This is a genomic window from Micromonospora sp. CPCC 206060, assembly GCF_036906895.1.
GTDB lineage: Bacteria > Actinomycetota > Actinomycetes > Mycobacteriales > Micromonosporaceae > Micromonospora.
In genome coordinates, this window is the sequence record NZ_JBAKHU010000016.1 from 1 (window position 1) to 18,122 (window position 18,122).

The 18,122-nt window shown below is 69.9% G+C and carries 19 protein-coding genes; 9 read left to right on the plus strand and 10 right to left on the minus strand.

The genetic code is table 11. The features are described from left to right. Positions 1-751 (plus strand): acyl-CoA carboxylase subunit beta (locus tag V6U90_RS13265; protein WP_334435125.1); only part of this gene is annotated, 751 nt, incomplete at its 5' end. 211 nt (positions 752-962) lie between these two features. Here the strand turns inward: V6U90_RS13265 and V6U90_RS13270 are convergent. The 3 genes from V6U90_RS13270 to V6U90_RS13280 all read right to left on the minus strand — a co-directional run bounded on the left by V6U90_RS13270 (position 963) and on the right by V6U90_RS13280 (position 3,384). Next, the gene (locus tag V6U90_RS13270) at positions 963-1,991 is read right to left on the minus strand and encodes a hypothetical protein (RefSeq protein ID WP_334435128.1); all 1,029 of its coding nucleotides are present in this window, start codon (positions 1,989-1,991) and stop codon (positions 963-965) included. Further along, positions 1,984-2,484: a SigE family RNA polymerase sigma factor gene (locus V6U90_RS13275; protein ID WP_334435355.1), complete on the minus strand. Its 501-nt coding sequence runs from the start codon at positions 2,482-2,484 to the stop codon at positions 1,984-1,986. The genes V6U90_RS13270 and V6U90_RS13275 overlap by 8 nt, the downstream gene beginning before the upstream one ends. 165 nt (positions 2,485-2,649) lie before the next feature. Continuing rightward, complete coding sequence (locus tag V6U90_RS13280) at positions 2,650-3,384, minus strand: M50 family metallopeptidase (RefSeq protein WP_334435131.1); 735 nt, start codon at positions 3,382-3,384, stop codon at positions 2,650-2,652. A gap of 160 nt (positions 3,385-3,544) precedes the next feature. Here V6U90_RS13280 and V6U90_RS13285 point away from each other — a divergent pair, with 160 nt between their 5' ends. Further along, the gene (locus V6U90_RS13285; RefSeq protein WP_334435134.1) at positions 3,545-4,297 is read left to right on the plus strand and encodes a GH25 family lysozyme; all 753 of its coding nucleotides are present in this window, start codon (positions 3,545-3,547) and stop codon (positions 4,295-4,297) included. 170 nt (positions 4,298-4,467) lie between these two features. Here the strand turns inward: V6U90_RS13285 and V6U90_RS13290 are convergent, their stop codons facing one another. After that, positions 4,468-4,713, minus strand: a complete 246-nt coding sequence (locus tag V6U90_RS13290; protein ID WP_334435137.1) for a hypothetical protein — start codon at positions 4,711-4,713, stop codon at positions 4,468-4,470. Between the two features lie 98 nt (positions 4,714-4,811). Continuing rightward, the gene (locus tag V6U90_RS13295; RefSeq protein ID WP_334435140.1) at positions 4,812-6,797 is read right to left on the minus strand and encodes a serine/threonine-protein kinase; all 1,986 of its coding nucleotides are present in this window, start codon (positions 6,795-6,797) and stop codon (positions 4,812-4,814) included. A 91-nt stretch (positions 6,798-6,888) separates the two neighbouring features. Between V6U90_RS13295 and V6U90_RS13300 the strand changes: the two genes are divergently transcribed. The 5 genes from V6U90_RS13300 (at position 6,889) to V6U90_RS13320 (ending at position 10,803) form a co-directional block, all read left to right on the plus strand. Continuing rightward, positions 6,889-7,098 carry an acyl-CoA carboxylase subunit epsilon gene (locus tag V6U90_RS13300; protein WP_334435143.1) on the plus strand — a complete coding sequence of 70 codons (210 nt, stop codon included), beginning with the start codon at positions 6,889-6,891 and terminating at the stop codon, positions 7,096-7,098. A gap of 125 nt (positions 7,099-7,223) precedes the next feature. Beyond that, positions 7,224-7,649: a hypothetical protein gene (locus V6U90_RS13305; protein ID WP_334435145.1), complete on the plus strand. Its 426-nt coding sequence runs from the start codon at positions 7,224-7,226 to the stop codon at positions 7,647-7,649. Next, positions 7,646-8,992: a hypothetical protein gene (locus V6U90_RS13310; RefSeq protein WP_334435147.1), complete on the plus strand. Its 1,347-nt coding sequence runs from the start codon at positions 7,646-7,648 to the stop codon at positions 8,990-8,992. Before V6U90_RS13305 ends, V6U90_RS13310 begins: the two co-directional genes overlap by 4 nt. Beyond that, positions 8,989-10,116 (plus strand): type VII secretion-associated serine protease mycosin, encoded by a 1,128-nt coding sequence (gene mycP, locus V6U90_RS13315; RefSeq protein WP_334435150.1) that lies wholly within the window; start codon positions 8,989-8,991, stop codon positions 10,114-10,116. Before V6U90_RS13310 ends, mycP begins: the two co-directional genes overlap by 4 nt. Before the next feature lie 30 nt (positions 10,117-10,146). Further along, positions 10,147-10,803, plus strand: a complete 657-nt coding sequence (locus V6U90_RS13320) for a Maf family protein (protein ID WP_334435152.1) — start codon at positions 10,147-10,149, stop codon at positions 10,801-10,803. Between the two features lie 134 nt (positions 10,804-10,937). On the opposite strand, the gene V6U90_RS13325 is transcribed toward V6U90_RS13320, so the two are convergent. Beyond that, positions 10,938-11,510 carry a cellulose binding domain-containing protein gene (locus V6U90_RS13325; RefSeq protein ID WP_334435154.1) on the minus strand — a complete coding sequence of 191 codons (573 nt, stop codon included), beginning with the start codon at positions 11,508-11,510 and terminating at the stop codon, positions 10,938-10,940. A gap of 112 nt (positions 11,511-11,622) precedes the next feature. On the opposite strand from V6U90_RS13325, the gene V6U90_RS13330 reads away from it, so the two are divergent. After that, positions 11,623-12,276, plus strand: coding sequence for an O-methyltransferase (locus V6U90_RS13330; RefSeq protein WP_334435157.1), 654 nt, complete (start codon positions 11,623-11,625; stop codon positions 12,274-12,276). On the opposite strand, the gene V6U90_RS13335 is transcribed toward V6U90_RS13330, so the two are convergent. From V6U90_RS13335 to V6U90_RS13350, 4 genes are all read right to left on the minus strand, one after another. Further along, positions 12,230-13,477 carry an MFS transporter gene (locus V6U90_RS13335; RefSeq protein ID WP_334435160.1) on the minus strand — a complete coding sequence of 416 codons (1,248 nt, stop codon included), beginning with the start codon at positions 13,475-13,477 and terminating at the stop codon, positions 12,230-12,232. The genes V6U90_RS13330 and V6U90_RS13335 overlap by 47 nt on opposite strands. Before the next feature lie 142 nt (positions 13,478-13,619). Continuing rightward, positions 13,620-14,375, minus strand: coding sequence for an ABC transporter permease (locus tag V6U90_RS13340; RefSeq protein WP_334435162.1), 756 nt, complete (start codon positions 14,373-14,375; stop codon positions 13,620-13,622). 26 nt (positions 14,376-14,401) lie between these two features. Beyond that, entirely contained in the window at positions 14,402-15,361 is a 960-nt protein-coding gene (locus tag V6U90_RS13345; protein WP_334435164.1) for an ATP-binding cassette domain-containing protein, read from the minus strand. A gap of 105 nt (positions 15,362-15,466) precedes the next feature. After that, complete coding sequence (locus tag V6U90_RS13350; protein ID WP_334435357.1) at positions 15,467-16,063, minus strand: PadR family transcriptional regulator; 597 nt, start codon at positions 16,061-16,063, stop codon at positions 15,467-15,469. Between the two features lie 242 nt (positions 16,064-16,305). Between V6U90_RS13350 and V6U90_RS13355 the strand changes: the two genes are divergently transcribed. Then, positions 16,306-18,060: an acetyl/propionyl/methylcrotonyl-CoA carboxylase subunit alpha gene (locus V6U90_RS13355; protein WP_334435167.1), complete on the plus strand. Its 1,755-nt coding sequence runs from the start codon at positions 16,306-16,308 to the stop codon at positions 18,058-18,060. Positions 18,061-18,122: the final 62 nt, after the last annotated feature.

The window sequence follows — 18,122 nt, forward strand, 5'->3', positions numbered from 1 at the left end:
GGATCGGGAGCTGGACACCCTGATCCCCGACTCGGCCAACCAGCCGTACGACATGCACCGGGTGATCGAACACGTCCTGGACGACGGCGAGTTCCTGGAGGTCCAGCCGCTCTACGCACAGAACATCGTGGTCGGCTTCGGCCGGGTGGAGGGGCGCCCGGTCGGTGTGGTCGCCAACCAGCCGATGCACTTCGCCGGGTGCCTGGACATCGCCGCCTCGGAGAAGGCCGCCCGGTTCGTGCGTACCTGCGACGCGTTCAACATTCCGGTGCTGACCTTCGTGGACGTGCCCGGGTTCCTGCCCGGCACCGGGCAGGAGTGGGACGGCATCATCCGCCGGGGCGCCAAGCTGATCTACGCGTACGCCGAGGCGACCGTCCCGAAGGTCACGGTGATCACCCGCAAGGCGTACGGCGGGGCGTACGACGTGATGGGCTCCAAGCACCTCGGTGCGGATCTGAACTTCGCCTGGCCGACCGCGCAGATCGCGGTGATGGGCGCCCAGGGTGCGGTGAACATCCTCTACCGGTCCGAACTGGCCGCCGCCGAGGACCCGGCCGCAGTCCGGGCCGAGAAGATCGCCGAGTACGAGGACACCCTGGCCAACCCGTACGTGGCGGCCGAACGCGGCTACGTCGACTCGGTCATCCCGCCGCACGAGACCCGGGCGCAGATCGTCCGGGCGCTGCGGGTGCTGCGCACGAAGCGGGAGACGCTGCCGCCGAAGAAGCACGGCAACATCCCGCTGTAGGAGCGACCAGCAATAGGGCGGTGGCGGCGAGGCGGGTTCTGGTCGAGGGTGGCAAGGCGGAGGAGGAGGCCATGCCGGTGTTGCATGGCCGACGACGACAACGCCGCCAGCCGACGTGCCAGGGCGCGCCGCAGCCCCGCCAGTCCTGAAGTCCCGACGGGCCAAGCCGGGCTCTGCGGGTACCCGTGGCGTCCGGCCGCGGAGGACGGTGTCAGCAGCCCGGGTTCGCGACCGGGCAGAGCCGGGCAGCGGCGGCGGCGGCGAGCGCGCGGGCCTGCTCACCAGTGAGGTCGGCCGAGGTCACCACGGTTACCAGGTCCCCGACCCGGACCACCGCGACCAAATAGACCACCGCCCCCGGCGACCCCTGCCGGGCGATCTCGTGGCGGAGCAGCATCGACTGGTCCCCGGCGAAGTCGCGGTCCACCCTGGACCAGGCGTGCTCCCCCCACCCGTCGAGTAGCTGGAGTTCGTAGGTGGGCCCGGGTGACCGGTACCGGGCGCAGACCGAGACGGCCCGTGCAGTGTCGTCGACGATCCGGCCGGCCGCGTCCCCGGGGAACCGGCCCACCTCCTGGCGCAGGACCGGATCACCGTTCCTCGGGTCGCGGAGCAGAGCATGCCGGCGGAAGGCGACCGCCACCCCGTCGTACGGGTCCAGATCCGGGTACTCGGGACAGAACGCGAGACTGCTGGCGATGGGGCGGACCGGCTCGAAGTCGGTCACCTCGGTCAGGCCGAGCAACAGGTCGACCCCGACGTCCCCGGGTTGCAGCAGCGCCTCGGGCGGGATCGCGGTCGACGCCGCAGAGACGGTGGCCTGGGCGAAGGGCACCGGCGGGGCGGGACCCCGCCCGGTCGGCGCCGGTGACGCGGTACCGGACCGGGGCGGTACCGCCGGTGTGGCCCGTCCGCCCACCGGTGGTACCGCCGGGGCGGCGACCGGTCCGGAGGGTACCGGCGTGGCGGCCAGCGGCGACGGCACCCGGTCGGGACGGGCCAGCGAGCCCACGGTGGAGGCCGCGACGACGGCGACCATCAGGGCCAGTGCGCCGGAGGCGGCCTGGCGGCGGACCCGGCGGCGGGCCCGGTTCCGGATCTCGGTCGGTGACGCCCAGCGGATGCTCGCCAGGTCGGCGGCGATCCGCTCCACCAGCTGGGCGGTCTGGGCGGTCTGGTCGGTCTGGTCGGTCTGGTCGGTCTGGTCGGTCTGGTCGGTCTGGTCAGGTGTCTCAGGCATCGCGGGCCTCCTCCAGATCCACGACGGCGAGCAGTCCGGCGAGTGCGGTGCGGGCCCGGGAGAGGCGGGCCTTGACCGTGCCGACGGGGGCGTTGGTCTCCCGGGCAACTTCGGCCACCGGCATGCCGAGGAGGTAGTACAGCGCGATAGCGGTGCGCTGCTCCTCGGGGAGCCGGCGTAGCGCGGCGACGACGTCCACGGTGTCCCCGGTGGGTGGCGGGGTCGTCTCCACCGCACCGTGCCGAAGGTAGGCGCGGGCCCGGCTGCGCAGGCTGCGCCACCGGCTCACCGCGATCCGCGCGGCGACCAGGCGGGTCCACGCCTCCGGGTCCTCGTATCCGCCGACGGTCGACCATCGTTGCCAGGCCCGGACGTACGCCTCCTGGACGGCGTCCTGTGCCTCGGCGAGGTCGCCGGTCAGCACGTAGACGTACCCGAGCAGCCGTTGCCGGCTGCCCCGGTAGAACTCGTCGAACCCGTCGACGTCGGGCACCTGCACCTCCGGTTTGGTGGGTCGCAGGCAACACGCGCGGGCAGGGGCGACCGGTTGCCCCTGCCCCGCCCCCAACCCGGTCCTGTCGATCATGGACTTATGGTGGGCGGATTACCCCTGTTCCATACCTTCTGTCAGGCACCACAGCTCCATGATCGACGCGCGCTAGGCGATCCCGGTCAGGGCCGGGCCGGCGAGCAGTACCGCACCGACCGCCAGCAGCAGCAGGTTGACCAACCCGAACAGGCCCACCCAGAAGAGGGCGGGGAACGGGGTCAACCGGGCGAGCTGGTCGGCGTCCGATTCCGGCAGTCGGCCCCGGCGCCGCAGGGTGTGCAGTTCGCCGACCGGCCGTACCCCGCCGAGCAGCAGGAACCACACCCCGGTGTACGCGAACGCGGCCTGGACCTGCGGTTCGGCGTACCAGGAGACGGCGAGCACGATGCCCCCGGTGACCAGCAGGGACAGGATGCCGAAGACGTTGCGGATCATCAGCAGCATGGCCAGCAGCAGGGCGACGGTGATCCAGAGCAGCAGGGTGATCCGGTTACCGCCGAGCAGCCACGCGCCGGCCAGACCAACCAGGGAGGGGGCGACGTAGCCGGCAAGGAGGGTGAGGACCATTCCGGGCCCGGTCGGGCGGCCGGCGGAGAGGGTGAGCCCCGAGGTGTCGGAGTGCAGCCGGATGCCCTGCAGCTTCCGCCCGGTGAGCAGGGCGGCCAGGGCGTGACCGCCCTCGTGGGCGATGGTGATCGCGTTACGGGCGATCCGCCAGGGCATCCGGGTCGCCACCACGACGAGTGCGACGGCAGCGGTACCGAGGATCAGCAGGGGCGGCGGGTCGGGTTGGGCGCCGAGGAGCCGGTCCCAGAGCGTGGTCAGCCCGTCGATCGAGAACATGGGGCGCGAGCCTAGCCGACCGATGCCCGGAGAGACACCCACCACGATCGGTCCGGAGGTTGAGCAGAGCTTCCTCTGGTAAATCTTTTATCAGCTATTGCAATCTCGGGCAGATTTTTTCAAAGATGGACGTCAATAGTACGGCGTTCAGGGAGGAATCATGATCCGCACCAGATCGCTGCGCCGGCTCTTCGCCGCCGGCCTCGCCGTAGTCGCCACCACCGCCGCCGCGCTCGTCGCCACCACTGCCCCGGCCTCGGCCGCCACCGTGGCCGGTATCGACGTGTCCCGCTACCAGGGCACCATCAACTGGACCAGCGTCCGCAACGCCGGCATCGAGTTCGCCTTCATCAAGGCCACCGAGGGAACCAGCTACAAGGACCCCAACTTCAACGCCAACTACACCAACGCCTACTACGCCGGGGTGATCCGGGGCGCGTACCACTTCGCCCGGCCGAACATCTCCTCCGGCGCGACCCAGGCCGGCTACCTGGCCTCCAATGGTGGCGCCTGGTCAGCCGACAGCCGGACCCTGCCGGCCGCCCTGGACATCGAGGCGAACCCGTACAGCGGTGGCTACTGCTACGGCCTCAGCACGTCCGCCATGCGGAGCTGGATCTCCGACTTCCTCAACACGTACCGCTCGCGCACCGGCCGGTACGCGGTCATCTACACCACGACGAGCTGGTGGAACCAGTGCACCGGCAGTTGGACGGGCCCGTGGGCCAACCATCCTCTCTGGATCGCCCGCTGGGCCAGCAGCCCGGGTACTCTGCCCGCCGGTGCGTCGGTCTGGAGCTTCTGGCAGTACACCAGCACCGGCAGCGTCTCCGGGATCAGCGGCAACGTGGACCGGAACTACTGGAACGGCGACCGGTCCCGGCTGATCGCGCTGGCCAACAACACCGCCTGACCCCGCCGGAGTCGCTGGCCACGCCCTGTTCGGCAGCGGACACAGGTCGGCGGCAGCGGGATCGGCTAGCACCGCAGGGTGGTAACCGGTCCGGCTGCCGCCACCGTGGTTTCTCCCGGCTCAGGCCCTTTCCGCGCTGTACCCTCAGGTCCGTTGCCCGGGCTGTACCCTCAGGTCCTCCGCCGGCTCTGGGCCCGGACCGGGACCGCAACCGGCGCGGTGGCCCTACGCTGGACCGGCGCGTTACGCCGCCGAAGCAACCATCCGCCCGCAGCAGCGACGGCCACGGTCACGACGCCGACGAGCGCGATCATGGCGAGCAGCCCGCCGCTGGCGAGGAGCAGGGCCACGTCGCCGAGGGCGACGAGCATCCAGAGCGCGAGTCGGGGCTTGCCGGCCTTCCGTCGGTAACTCATCTGTCGTACCTCCTTCCGTCGTCGGAAGGAGTGGTACCCAGACATCAGGCGTTCATGCCGCCCGATTGCTGATCGACGGATCAGGATCGACCGAACACTCAGCTCCGGACCGGCCGGAAGCCGTCGGCAATGATCTTGAAGACGGCCTCATTCTCGTCCCAGACGTCGGCCGGGGTGTCCCACCGGATCGCGTACCCCTTGTCCGGCGCGGTGACGAACCCCCGGTTACGAACATGGATCGTGCGACCGTTGGAGGTCTGGGTCCACTCCCAGTCAGCGGCCTCGTCCCAGTAGTCGATCTCACGGATCGTCACCCGACGATAGTTCGGGTACCGGCCCTTTCGGGCTGCCTCCTGCGCCGTCCAGTCGGCTACCGCGTTCCCCTTCGGAGTGGTCGTCTGGTCGATCAGCAGGGAGCGCCCGCTTCCGTCGGAGAAACGGACCCGCCAGTCCTCCGACCCGGAGCCGAACTTCTCCCGTCGCACCGACCAGCCCTCGGGCACCGGGACCCGGAAACCGGTCGGGTCGGTGTGCAACCTCCAACCAGCCGGTACGACCGGGTCGCCCTGGCCGTCCGGGGTTGGGCTCGGCTGGGCCGTCGGTGTCGGGGACGGGGCGGCCGCCGAGGTCGGGGCAGCCGACCCGCCGGGGGTCACCTGGGAGGTCTGACCGGCCTGCGGGCCCGGGCCGGGCTCGTCGTCCCCGTCCCCGCCGAGCAGGTTCGGCAGTGCCACCGCCAGACTGACCAGCAGCAGCACGACGAGCGCGCCGATCAGCAGGACCTTACGGTTGCCGGCGGACCGGCCGGGCGGGGGCGGCGGCAGCACCGGCGCCCGGCCGGAGGCCGGATCGCGGTCCGGTGCGACGTGCGCCGGCATGGTCGCGGTCGGCGCAGGTCGCACCGGCTCGGGGCGTACCGGTGCGGCGGGCTCCGTCGCCTCGACCCTGGTGGTCGGGGCAGCCTGGTCGTCGGTCGCCGGCACCAGGGCGGTCGGCGCCGCGTCGTCCGCCGGCACCCTGGTCGTGGGGGCGGCGTCACCGGCGGGCACCCTGGCCGTGGGGCCGGCATCTGCGGCGGAAGCCTGCAGAGTGGCACCAGGATCCGGGGCAGGCACCGATGTGACCGGCGGCGGCACGGGAGTCGCGGCGGCCGGCTCGTCCTGGGCGGGACGGGGGGCCGGCACCAGCGGGCCACGCGGCTGACGCGGACCGTTCGGGCCGGGACGGCGTACCCCGTCGAGCAGTGAGATCGCGCTCCGCGACCGCTTGCCGATCACCCGCCGCAGCAACCGCTCCGCCACGTCGGCATCGATCCGCTCGGCCGGATCCTTGCGCAGCAGGCCGTTCAGGACCGCCTTCAACGGGCCGGCGTTCTTCGCCGGGGGCAGCGGCTCGGTGGCCAGCGCGGCCAACGTGCCGATCGCCGACGGCCGGGCGAACGGCGAGTGCCCCTCGACGGCGGCGTAGAGCGTCGCGCCCAGCGACCAGAGATCCGCCTCCGGCCCTGCCGTGCCGTCCCTGGCCCGTTCCGGGGCGATGTACGCCGGTGAGCCGAGGACCAGGCCGGTACGCGTCACGTTCGGGTCACCCGGGACCGTGGCGAGGCCGAAGTCGGTCAGCACCACCCGGCCGTCCTCACCGAGCAGCACGTTGCCCGGCTTGATGTCCCGGTGCATCACGCCGGCCTTGTGCGCCGCCCTCAGCGCGCCCAGCACGCCGAGACCGATCTCGGCGGCCCGGACCGACGAGACCGGTCCGTCGGCGGCGAGGGTGTCCTGCAACGAGCGGGACGGGACATACTCCATGACGATCCACGGATCGCCGTCGGTACGCAGCACGTCGAAGACGCGTACCACGTTGATGTGGTTCAGTCGGGCGATGGCGCGGGCCTCGCGGAGCGAGCGTTCGCGCATCTCCCGACGTTCGTCGTCGGTCAGACCGGGCGGGGGGACCAGCTCCTTGATCGCGACATCGCGATGGAGCACCTCGTCGCGGGCCTTCCACACGCGACCCATGCCGCCCTGGCCGAGCGGCGAGATGAGCCGATATCGGCCAGCAACCAGTTGGGGAAGCGCATTGGACATCTCGAAAAACTTACCCGGCTCGACGCCGGGCCACACCGGCGGCACGCCACGGTGTGGTCAGGGTCGGGAAAGCGACGCGTACGATCGCCACATGTCCGCCGAAGAGCCGCTGTTCCGGGTGGTCCGGGGCACGCCCACCGCCGAGGAACTGGCTGCCCTGGTCGGGGCGGTGCTCGTCCGCTCCCGGGCGTCCACGGTTGCGCCCTCACCGGTGCCGTCCGGCTGGGCCCGCAGCGGGCGACCGCCCGCACCGCCCGCCGTCGGCGCGGGCGCCTGGCGGGCCTCCGGCCTGCCGCGCTGAGGCGCGTCCCGTTCAGGTTCATCTGGGCTGCCACGCTCGGGTGCATCCGGGCGGGGCTGCCGGCGACGTGACGCACCCACTAACCTCACTCAGGGGAATTACGTCGTCACGCCTGGGGAGGGACCGTGATCCCTGAGGAAGACCGTCCGCCGGCCTGGTTACAGGGGTACGGCGACATCGAGGCTGATCTCAGCCGGATGGAGGAGTTCGCCGCCGCCCTCGACAAGGAGGTCCGGCAGCACTACATCCCCCACCTGGCCCGGGTCTACGACGACATGAGTGCCAAGCTGCCCGACCCGTGTGACGCCTTCGTCGAGCTGGTCCACTTTCTCCAGGCCCATCGGGACACCCAGCAGGCCACCAGCAACCTCGTCCACTTCTTCCGGGACGCGACCGGCGGACTGGCGGTGGCCGCCGACCGGATCAGCAAGCAGTACGCCGGGGCCGACGCGTTCGCCGCCGCCCGGGTGGGGGACGTCCGCCAGGCTCTCGACGGCACCGCCGCCGCACCTCCCCCGGCAACGCCGGCCGGGCCGGGAGCGGGCGCATGATCGAACGCGGCAGCGGCGCCACCACGGATCTCGGGGGCACCAACTGGACCCTGCTCGACGTACCCACCATCTGGGCCACGCTCGCCGACCACGACACCGGGAACCACTGGCGACTCGTCGTCGGTTGGCGGCGGACGTGTGAACTGACCATGACCCACCTCGGCAGGCTGACCGAGTACCGGGAGCGGTTGGTGCAGGCCTGGCCACCGGAACGCAGCGCCGCCGCCCGTGAGTACGTCGACCGTCTGGACCACCTGATCGACAGCCTGCGGCAGACCCATGACGTCGCAGCCGCCAACTACGACACCTTCTCAGCGGCCACCACCGCGATCGGCGCCACCCGCACCAAGGTACGCGCGGTCCATGACCAGTACGTCGCGAAGCAGCAGCAGAAGCAGGAGTACGAGGAGAACGTGGCCCGGCTCCAGGCAGCGGGCATGGCGAACGTACGGGGCCTACGGCCGCCGGTCGCAGATGGCGAGTTGGAACAGCTCAACATCCGCGCCCGGGAGTTGATGACCGGACTGAGCGGTGAACTCCGCCAGGCCCAGGCCCAACTCAGACAGCCTCCGACTGCATGGCAGGCAAGCAAGTCTCCCCACAACCCAGATGTCTATCCGGACGATCAGCCTCTGATTCCACCAATCGTTCCTCTTCCGCTCAATCAGAACAGACGCCCGCCAGAACCACCCACCCCGGCGAGTAACCGACCGGTTGCCGCCCCCGTTGCCACCAGCGTAGGGCCAATTTTGGGCAGTGCCAGCACCTCCACTCTGCCCCCTCACGTCAACCCCGCACCCTCAGGGCTCAATCCGCCGGCCGGGCCACCTCCAATAGGAGGAGGGGGTCCTCCATTCGCTATTCCACCGGGCGTCGGGTTGCCGTCCAGTCCTGGTTCACCACTTCGCATCGGAGACCCGGCTACCAGGAACAGCACCAGTAGCCCTACCGGTGGTCGCGGCCTTCGATCAGGAAGCGTCATCGGAGGAACACCGGGGGCGCCGTTCAACCAGCCCTCAACGCGTACAGCACCCGAAAAGCGAATCAATCCCGTAGGCGGCATCATCGGCAGCGGCGGCGCAGGCACAAACATCGTCGGAAATTCCGGACAACGTCCAGGAACAGGTTCCAGCCGGACATCCCCGTCCAACAGACACGACATGCTTCCACTAGGCACTCCCCTGAGCCCAAACGGCAGTCACAGAACCACTGAACAGCGCAAGCCGCAGCACTGGGATCCCGACCACCCATGGGAAACGGCAGAAGGGGTCGATCCCATAATGCGGCGACCACATGAAACAGATCGGGTCGATCCCGGACCTGCGATCGGATTGGATCGGTGAGCGTTCGCATCATTCGATCTGTTCTTTCTGCCCTGATAGCTACTGGTTCAATCTTCTTGCCGACCACTACCACTCAAGCAGATCGAGTTCGCGACGACCAGTGGCACCTTCGGTACCTACGAGTGAACGAAGCTCACAAGATCACCCAGGGTGAAGGCGTGACGGTTGCAGTTATCGATACAGGCGTAGACCCCCATCCCGATTTACGCCGCAACCTCCTTCCAGGAATCGACATTCTTCCCGGAGGCAACGGTAACGGGACAGAAGACCAAGACAGCCACGGCACAAGTATGGCTGGATTAATTGCAGCACACGGCCAAAGCCAACACGTCGGAGCGCTAGGAATAGCACCGAAAGCAAAAATCCTTCCCGTTTACGCCCTCCCACCCGGAGACATTCATGGAGACGCAGACAAGATTGCAGAGGGAATTCGATGGGCTATACGCAATAAGGCAACCATCATCAATATCTCCACCGGAGGCGGGTCAACTCAGAAGCTAGCCAGGGCCATAGCCGAGGCCATCTCGGCAGAAGTGGTAGTCATTGCAGCAGCCGGAAATGCGCCCGGAGATTTCGGTGTTACTTTTCCAGCCGCTCTAGACGGGGTAGTTGCCGTCGGTGCAATCGATAGATCCAGCAACCGTTCTGCAGTATCGGCAACCGGCAGAGAACTGCAACTAGCCGCACCCGGCGCCGACATCTACAGCACCAGCTATAGAGGAAAATATTCCTCAGGTACTGGCACTTCAAACGCGACGGCGATTGTGGCGGGGGCGGCGGCGTTGGTTCGCAGTAAGTACCCACACCTGCCTGCACAGGAGGTCATCCACCGCCTGACGGCCACCGCAGTGGACAAGGGCGCTCCTGGCCGCGACGAGGAGTACGGCTACGGCGTACTCGACATCGTGGCGGCGCTGACGGCGGACGTACCTCCGCTGGGATTTGAATCACCGGGCGCGAGCGGCGCGACAACGCCGGGCACGACGGCGACCGCTACCGCGATCGAACCGGACGGCGACGGTGGCCCGGGCTGGCGGCTGCCGCTGCTCACGCTGGGTGTCCTCGGGCTGGCCGGACTGACCGGGCTGATCTGGTGGCGCCAACGTCGGCATGCCGCCGGATAGCGTCCGGCTCAACCGGTACCGTCATCGGACGTGCGAACGAAGAACCCGATCCGCCTCGTGCTCGCCTCGGCGAGCCCGGCCCGACGTAAGCTTCTCCAGGCTGCCGGCATCGAACCGGAGGTGCTGGTCAGCGGCGTCGATGAGTCCATTGTGAGCAGCGAGGACGCCGAGGAGTTGTGCCTGCAACTTGCCCGGCTCAAGGCTCAGTCTGTCGTCGAGCGGCTGCTCCCGATCGACGATCCCCGCGTGCTCGTGCTCGGCTGTGACTCGGTACTCGCCTTCGACGGTAAGATCCTCGGCAAGCCGGCGGACGCGGCCGAGGCGGTCCGACGCTGGGAACGGATGCGGGGGCGTAGTGGTGTGCTGCATACCGGGCACTGCCTGATCGAGGTTGCCGGCGAGTGCCGGGTGGAGGCGGTGGCCTCCACGACGGTGCATTTCGCGAAGGTTACCGACGAGGAGATCGCGGCGTACGTCGGCACCGGTGAACCGCTGGCGGTCGCCGGTGCATTCACCATCGACGGACTGGGTGGCGCGTTCGTGGAACGGATCGAGGGGGATCCGGGCACGGTGGTCGGGCTCTCGCTGCCGCTGCTGCGTGGCCTGCTCGCCGAGCTTGACCTGAGCATCACGGACCTGTGGAGCCGGGTCGCGCCGGGCGGCCAGACGGTGGAGCCGCTGGCCTGAGTGGGTACCCGATCCGCCGACCGGGCACGGTCGGTCCGGTGACCTGGTGAGCGGACCAGCCGCTGTGACTGGCCGTGTACCGGCCGGTCACAGCGGCACCGTGATGTCGGTCAGGGGCGCGACCGCGATGTCGGTCAGGACGGCACCGTGATGTCGGTCAGGGCGTGACCGCGATGTTGGTCAGACCGCTGACCGCGTTGGTCACCGGTTGCCGATGGCGGTGGCGTGGTGGGGTTGGCGGTCGGGGTTGCCGACGGCAGTGGCGTGGTGGGACCCGCGCCCCCGGCGCAGGGCTGGCCGTTGAGCAGGCAGTTCATCGGGCGCCCGGCCCCATAGACGTTGAAACCGAAGTCGACGGTACCACCGGGTGTGATGCTGCCGTTCCACGTCTCGTTGCTGAACCGGTGGTGCTGACCGGTGCTGGTCCGCACCGCGCTCCACGAGTTGCTGATGGTGGAACCGTCCGGCAGGTCGAACTCCAGGGTCCAGCCGGCGGCGGTCGCGCTTCCGGAGTTGGCGATCACGTATCCCCCGCCGTAGCCAGTGTCCCAGGCCGACTGTTCGACGTAACGCGCGGTGAGGCCGGTGGCGAAGGTGCGGCCGGTGGTCGCGTGGGCGGCCAGCATCGTCGGGACGGTTGCCAGCCCGACAAGCGCGGCGGCCAGAACGGCGAGAAACGGGATCGGGCGCTTCAGGGGTACGTCCACAGCCTGCCTCCCGGCGATGACAGCATCCAGATCCTTCGATAGCCAAAAGGACCTTTCCGGTCGGGTCAAGAACCGTCTGCCGGTCGGGCGGCAGGTCGGCTAGCGTCCGATCATGACCACGAAACCGCTGCCCATCACCGAAGAGTTGCACGCGTACCTGATCGCGCACGGTGCGCCACCGGATGCGCTCATCAACGAGCTGGCCGAGGAGACCCTCGCGCTGCTGCCCAAGGACGCGCACATGCAGGTCGCGCCGGAGCAGGCCGCGCTGCTGACCTTCCTCACCCGGCTGGTCGGGGCCCGGCAGGCGGTGGAGGTCGGCACCTTCACCGGCCTGTCGGCCCTGTCGATCGCCCGCGGACTGCCCGCCGACGGCCGGCTGACCTGCTTCGACATCTCAGAGAAGTTCACCGACATCGCGCGGCGGTACTGGACGCGGGCCGGCGTTGACGACCGGATCGAGCTGCGCATCGGGCCGGCCGGTGAGACGCTGCGCGAGCTGCCGCACGAGCCGTACCTCGACTTCGCGTTCATCGACGCCGACAAGGTCGGCTACCCGGTCTACTGGGCCGAGTTGGTACCCCGGATGCGCCCCGGTGGCCTGATCGCGGTGGACAACGTTCTGCGCGGCGGTCGGGTACTCGCGCCGCAGGACGCGGCCGACCGGGCGATCGCGGCATTCAACGACGAGATCATGGCCGACGTACGGGTGGAGCGGGTCATGCTGCCGGTGGCCGACGGTCTGACGCTGGCCCGGCGCTGCTGAGAGTGGCGTCGCGGTTAGGAGGGGGCCCTTCCTCTACCGAATGCGATAAGAAGGGGCCCTTCCTAACACCTGAGGCGAGCAGTGCCGCCAGCCCGATGAAGCCGGGCAGGAGCAGGAAGGCCAGGTGCGGTCCGACCCCGTCGGCCACCCAGCCGAGCGCGACGGGGGCGATGCCGAAGCCGATCCCCATCGAGTACGACGCGTAGCCGGCCGCCCGGTCGGCTGCCGGTCCGGCGGCGGCGAAGGCGACCGACATGGCGAGCGGATAGTGCATGGAGTTGCCGATACCGAGGATGAACAGCCCGGTCACCGCGAGCCAGCCGATCGGCGATGCCCAGAAGACGGTGAACCCGGCCAGCGACACGGCGAGTGCGCCGAACAGCAACGGGACCGGCGGGTACCGCAGGGCGAACCGGCCCCCGACGAGCCGGCCGATGAACATCCCACCGACGATGGCGGCGACGGCGGCGGACGCGGCCCCGGCGGAGAGGCCGGCGTGCGAGCGGAGCACGTCGGCGGTCCAGAGTGAGAGGCACACCTCGATCGAGCCGGTGACCGCCATCAGCAGCCAGGCGATCCAGTAGGTGCGAGGCAGCCGGGCCGGGGTGCTCCGCGTGACGGCCCGCACGGTCGGGGCGGTCGGACCGGGTACCCGGGTGGCGAGCGCGACCACGGCGACGAGGGCGATCAGGACGACCTCGACGGCCAGGGCCGCCCGCCAGCCGGGTCCGGCGGTGACGGCGGCGCCGATGGCCAGCGGGGCGAGGATGCCCATGCCCGCACAGGCCGCGTTGGCCTCGCTCAGCGCGGCCGGTGCGGCCGGGCCGTGCCGTTCGGTGAGTACGACGTTGACTCCGCTGATCACCAGCATGCCGAAGGTGGCGATGACGACGGTGGCGCCGAGCGTGGCGGGCAGTGGGCGCAGGGCGGCCAGCGCGACGACGCCGACGGCCACCCCGGCCAGGCCGAGCCAGCTGATCCGGTACCGGCCGAGCCGGCGGGTCAGCGGCGCGAAGACCGCCCCGCCGAGCAGTGCGCCGACGGCGATCCCGGTGCTGTGCAGGCTGGCGACGGCAGCGCTGGTGCCCTGCTCGTCGCGGAGCAGCGGCACCAGCGGTCCGAAGCCGTAGAGGAAGAAGCCCCAGAGGCCCAGGTGCGCGTACGCGAACCAGGTGGCGCGGTCACGGGTGAGGCGGGGCACGCCCGTTACGCTACGGCGCTTCCGGGCCTGGTCCGTCGCTGGTGAGAGCGACGTCTCTCTGCTGGCAGGGTGTTAATAGGGGGCCCTTCCTCTACCAAATACGTTAAGCGGGGGCCCTTCCTTACATCCCCTTCCTTACATTTCAGCGGACGCTGCGGGCGAAGGCTCGGGCGGCCCAGACGACCGCCGCGACGGTCAGTGCGGCGACGATCAGCAGTCCCTGCCAGACCCGGTCGTTGGCGAGGTCACCGGCGAACAGGGCCCGGGTGCCGTCGACCGCCCAGGAGAACGGGTTCCATTCGGCGATGCCCTGCAACCAGCCGGGCGCGAAGGTCAGCGGCAGCAGGATGCCGGAGAGCAGCAGTACCGGCTGGGCGATGGTGTTCATCAGTGGCGCCAGCGCGTCCTCGCTCTTGACCAGCAGCGCGACGCCGTACGAGACGGCCGAGGTCATCAGGGCGATCAGGGCGAGCATCAGGTACGCCAGCAGTAGGTCACCGATGAAGACGGAGAGCCCGAAGAGCATCGCCAGTCCGGTGATGATGACGGCCTGCACGATCAGGGACACCACGTCCCGCAGGGAGCGACCGAGGAGCAGGGCGAGCCGGCTGACCGGGGTGACCCGGGACCGTTCGATCACGCCGGCCCGCAGTTCGGCGATGAGGCCGAAGCCCTGGAAGAGGCCACCGAAGATGGCGAGCAGGACGAGCAGGCCGGGCACGAAGATCTTGTACGCCTCGGCCTGGGTCGGCGCGTTCAGCGCGGGCTTGAGCAGCGGGGCGAAGAGCAGCAGGTACATCACCGGCTGGAAGACGCCGACGAAGACCCAGACCGGGTTGCGGAGCAGCAGTTGAAGCTGACGCTGGAAAATCAGCCAGGTGTCGCGGGCGGTTTTCACGGGATTCTCCTGACGGGTCGGCGGGCTCAGGACTCGCGCAGCGAGCGTCCGGTCTTGGTGAGGAAGACGTCGTCGAGGCTGGGCCGGTGCAGCTCGATGGAGCGCAGGGTGAGGTCCGCAGCGTCGAGCCGGCGCAGGATCAGCGGGATGGCGGTGGCCCCCTCCGAGACGTAGAGGCGCAGCCCGCCCTCGTCCACGGTCTCCAGCTTCGCGACGTACTCCTCGGTGTCGAGCACCTGCGCCGCCTGCGGGGTGCTCGCCCGGTCGAGGCCGACGACCACCACGTCCCCGGAGATCTCCCGCTTGAGGTCGGCCGGGGTGCCCTCGGCGACCACCTCACCGTGGTCCGTGATCGCGATCCGGTCGCAGAGCGCGTCGGCTTCGTCCAGGTAGTGGGTGGTGATGAAGACGGTCATCCCCTCGTTGCGCAGGCGCCGGATCTCGTCCCACATGTGGGCCCGGCTCTGTGGGTCGAGGCCGGTGGTCGGCTCGTCGAGGAAGACCACCTTCGGTTCGTGGATGATCCCGAGGGCGATCTCGACCCGTCGGCGCTGCCCGCCGGAGTAGGTGCGGCACCTGCGGTCGGCGTACTCGGTGAGCTGGAAGGCGGCCAGCGCGCGGACCGCGCGGCGCCGTGCCTCGGCCCGGCCGATGCCGTACATCCGGGCTTGGAGGACCAGTTCCTCCCGGGCGGTGGACTCGTCCCAGGTGCTGCCGCCCTGCGGCACGTACCCGATCCGGCGGCGCACCCCGGCGGGGTCCCGGCGCAGGTCGGCCCCGGCGATGGTGGCCGCACCGCCGTCCGGCTCGATGAGGGTGGCGAGCATCCGCAGGGTGGTGGTCTTGCCTGCCCCGTTCGGGCCGAGGAAACCGAAGATCTCGCCTTCCGTCACGTGCAGGTCGACGCCGCGTACGGCGTCGACAGTCTTCGACTCCCGACCCTGGCGGCTGCGGAACGACTTTCGCAGCCCGCTGGTCTCGATCATGTGAGCTCCCCGTGGTCCGGGCCGGTGACGCACCGGCCGGTGTCCTGTGGTGGGCACACGGCAGCGCCGCGCGGCCAGCAGGCTATCGCGATATAACGCCTTTGGTCAACGTTGATTATTCTGTTCCGGCCAGCCCGCCCAGCCCTCCTGCCCGGTCAGCTCGGCGGGGAGGTAGGGCACCCCGGACTCGACCAGTTCGGCGATTCGCTCACACCAGGAAATCTCAGCTTCCGCCCGAGCCGACCAGAGTTCGAACATCCAGCCGACATGCACCGGCCGGGTGGTCCGCATCCACTCGGAGGCGAGTGCGGCCCGCATCGACTCGTTCCCGGCCCGCAGCAGGTGGGCCCGGTTGCGCAGGGCAGCGGCCGCCTCGTCCCGAGGCAGTGCGGGCAGGAAGGAGAAGGCCACCGCGAACGGGTCCGCCGGCTCGTGCAGTTGCCACCACAGCCCCCGCAGCAGCGTCTCGAACTCGTCCGCCCCCTTCGGGGTCACCTCGTAGCTGGTCCGCGCCGGACGACCACCCACCTGTTCGGTGGCGACCGCCCGGAGCAGGCCCTCGTCGGTGAGTTTGCGCAGGGCGTGGTAGATCGACCCGGGCTGCACGTTGGCCCATTTCTCGGCACCCCAGCTGAGCAGCTCACGACGGACGTCGTAGCCGTGCACCGGCTGCATCCACTTGACCAGGCCGAGAATCATCATGCGAGTGGCAGACACCAAACAAGCGTAATAGACAAGTTTGACTACTGTCCCGGCCTGTCGGATCCCGGCGGCGACCCGCCCGGCCCACCTTCCGGCAGCACGTTTCCGCACGTCAGCACGGTTCCCGACAGCACCTCGCCAGCACCCCAGACGAACAGTGCAACATCCCACACTTAGCGCCGGTTAAGGCGACCAAAGTGGCCGATACACTCCCGGTCAGTAACCCCCGGGAGGAGTCTGAGGTGCGCAAGGTACTCATCGCCAACCGCGGCGAGATCGCCGTGCGGGTCGTCCGCGCCTGCCGCGACGCGGGTCTGGGCAGCGTCTCCGTCTACGCCGACTCCGACCGGGACGCCCTGCACGTCACCCTAGCCGACGAGGCGTACGCCCTTGGTGGGGAAAGCGCCGCCGACACGTACCTACGGATCGACAAGCTGATCGACGTGGCCGCCCGCTCCGGCGCCGACGCCGTGCACCCGGGTTACGGCTTCCTCGCCGAGAACGCGGACTTCGCCCAGGCGGTCATCGACGCGGGCCTGACCTGGATCGGCCCGACCCCGCAGGCGATCCGGGACCTCGGGGACAAGGTGACCGCCCGGCACATCGCCCAGCGGGCCGGCGCTCCGCTCGTGCCCGGTACCCCCGACCCGGTGGGCGGCCCGGACGAGGTGCTCGCCTTCGCCGTCGACCACGGCCTGCCAGTGGCAATCAAGGCCGCCTTCGGTGGTGGTGGACGGGGGCTGAAGGTGGCCCGCACCATGGAGGAGATCCCCGACCTGTTCGAGTCGGCCACCCGCGAGGCGGTCGCCGCGTTCGGCCGGGGCGAGTGCTTCGTCGAGCGCTACCTCGACCGGCCCCGGCACGTCGAGGCACAGGTCCTCGCCGACCAGCACGGCAACGTCATCGTCGTCGGTACCCGGGACTGCTCGTTGCAACGCCGGCACCAGAAGCTGGTCGAGGAGGCGCCCGCACCATTCCTGACCGAGGCGCAGCGCAAGCAGATCCACGAGAGCGCCAAGGCAATCTGCCGGGAGGCCGGCTACCACGGCGCCGGCACCGTCGAGTACCTGGTCGGCGCGGACGGCACCATCTCGTTCCTGGAGGTCAACACCCGGCTCCAGGTCGAACACCCGGTCACCGAGGAGACCGCCGGGATCGACCTGGTCCGGGAGCAGTTCCGGATCGCCGCCGGGGAGAAGCTGCGGATCACCGAGGACCCGACGCCGCGCGGGCACTCCATCGAGTTCCGGATCAACGGCGAGGACCCGGGCCGCAACTTCCTGCCCGCCCCCGGTACGGTCACCGCGCTGCGGCTACCCACCGGGCCGGGCGTACGGGTGGACACCGGCATCTCGGCCGGTGACGTGATCGGCGGCAACTTCGACTCCCTGCTCGCCAAGGTGATCATCACCGGGGAGACCCGGACCGAGGCGCTGGAGCGGGCCCGCCGGGCACTGGACGAGATGGTCGTCGAGGGGATGGCCACCGCGCTGCCGTTCCACCGGCTGGTGATCCGCGACGCCGCGTTCACCGACGAGCCGTTCCGGGTGCACACCCGGTGGATCGAGACCGAATTCAACAACACCGTGCCGCCGTTCACCGCCGCCGCCGGCCCCGCCGAGGGTCCGGCCGAACGGGAGACCGTCGTGGTCGAGGTCGGCGGCAAGCGGCTGGAGGTCAGCCTGCCCGCCGGCTTCGGTGCGGGTACGACCGCCGCCGCGCCCGCCGCCCGCAGGCCGGCCGCCCGCCGGGGCGGTGGCGCCAAGGCCGGTGCGGCGGTGAGCGGGGACGCGCTCACCTCCCCGATGCAGGGCACCATCGTCAAGATCGCGGTAGCCGACGGCGACACCGTCGCCGAGGGTGATCTGGTGGTGGTCCTGGAGGCGATGAAGATGGAGCAGCCGCTGCACGCCCACAAGGCCGGCACGGTCAGTGGGCTCTCCGCCGAGGTGGGGGCCGTGATCACCGCCGGTGCGGCGATCTGCACCATCGCCTGACCACTGCCACGGGTACCCGCCCGGTGGACGTGTTTTCCCCGACCACCGGGCGCGTCCGCAGG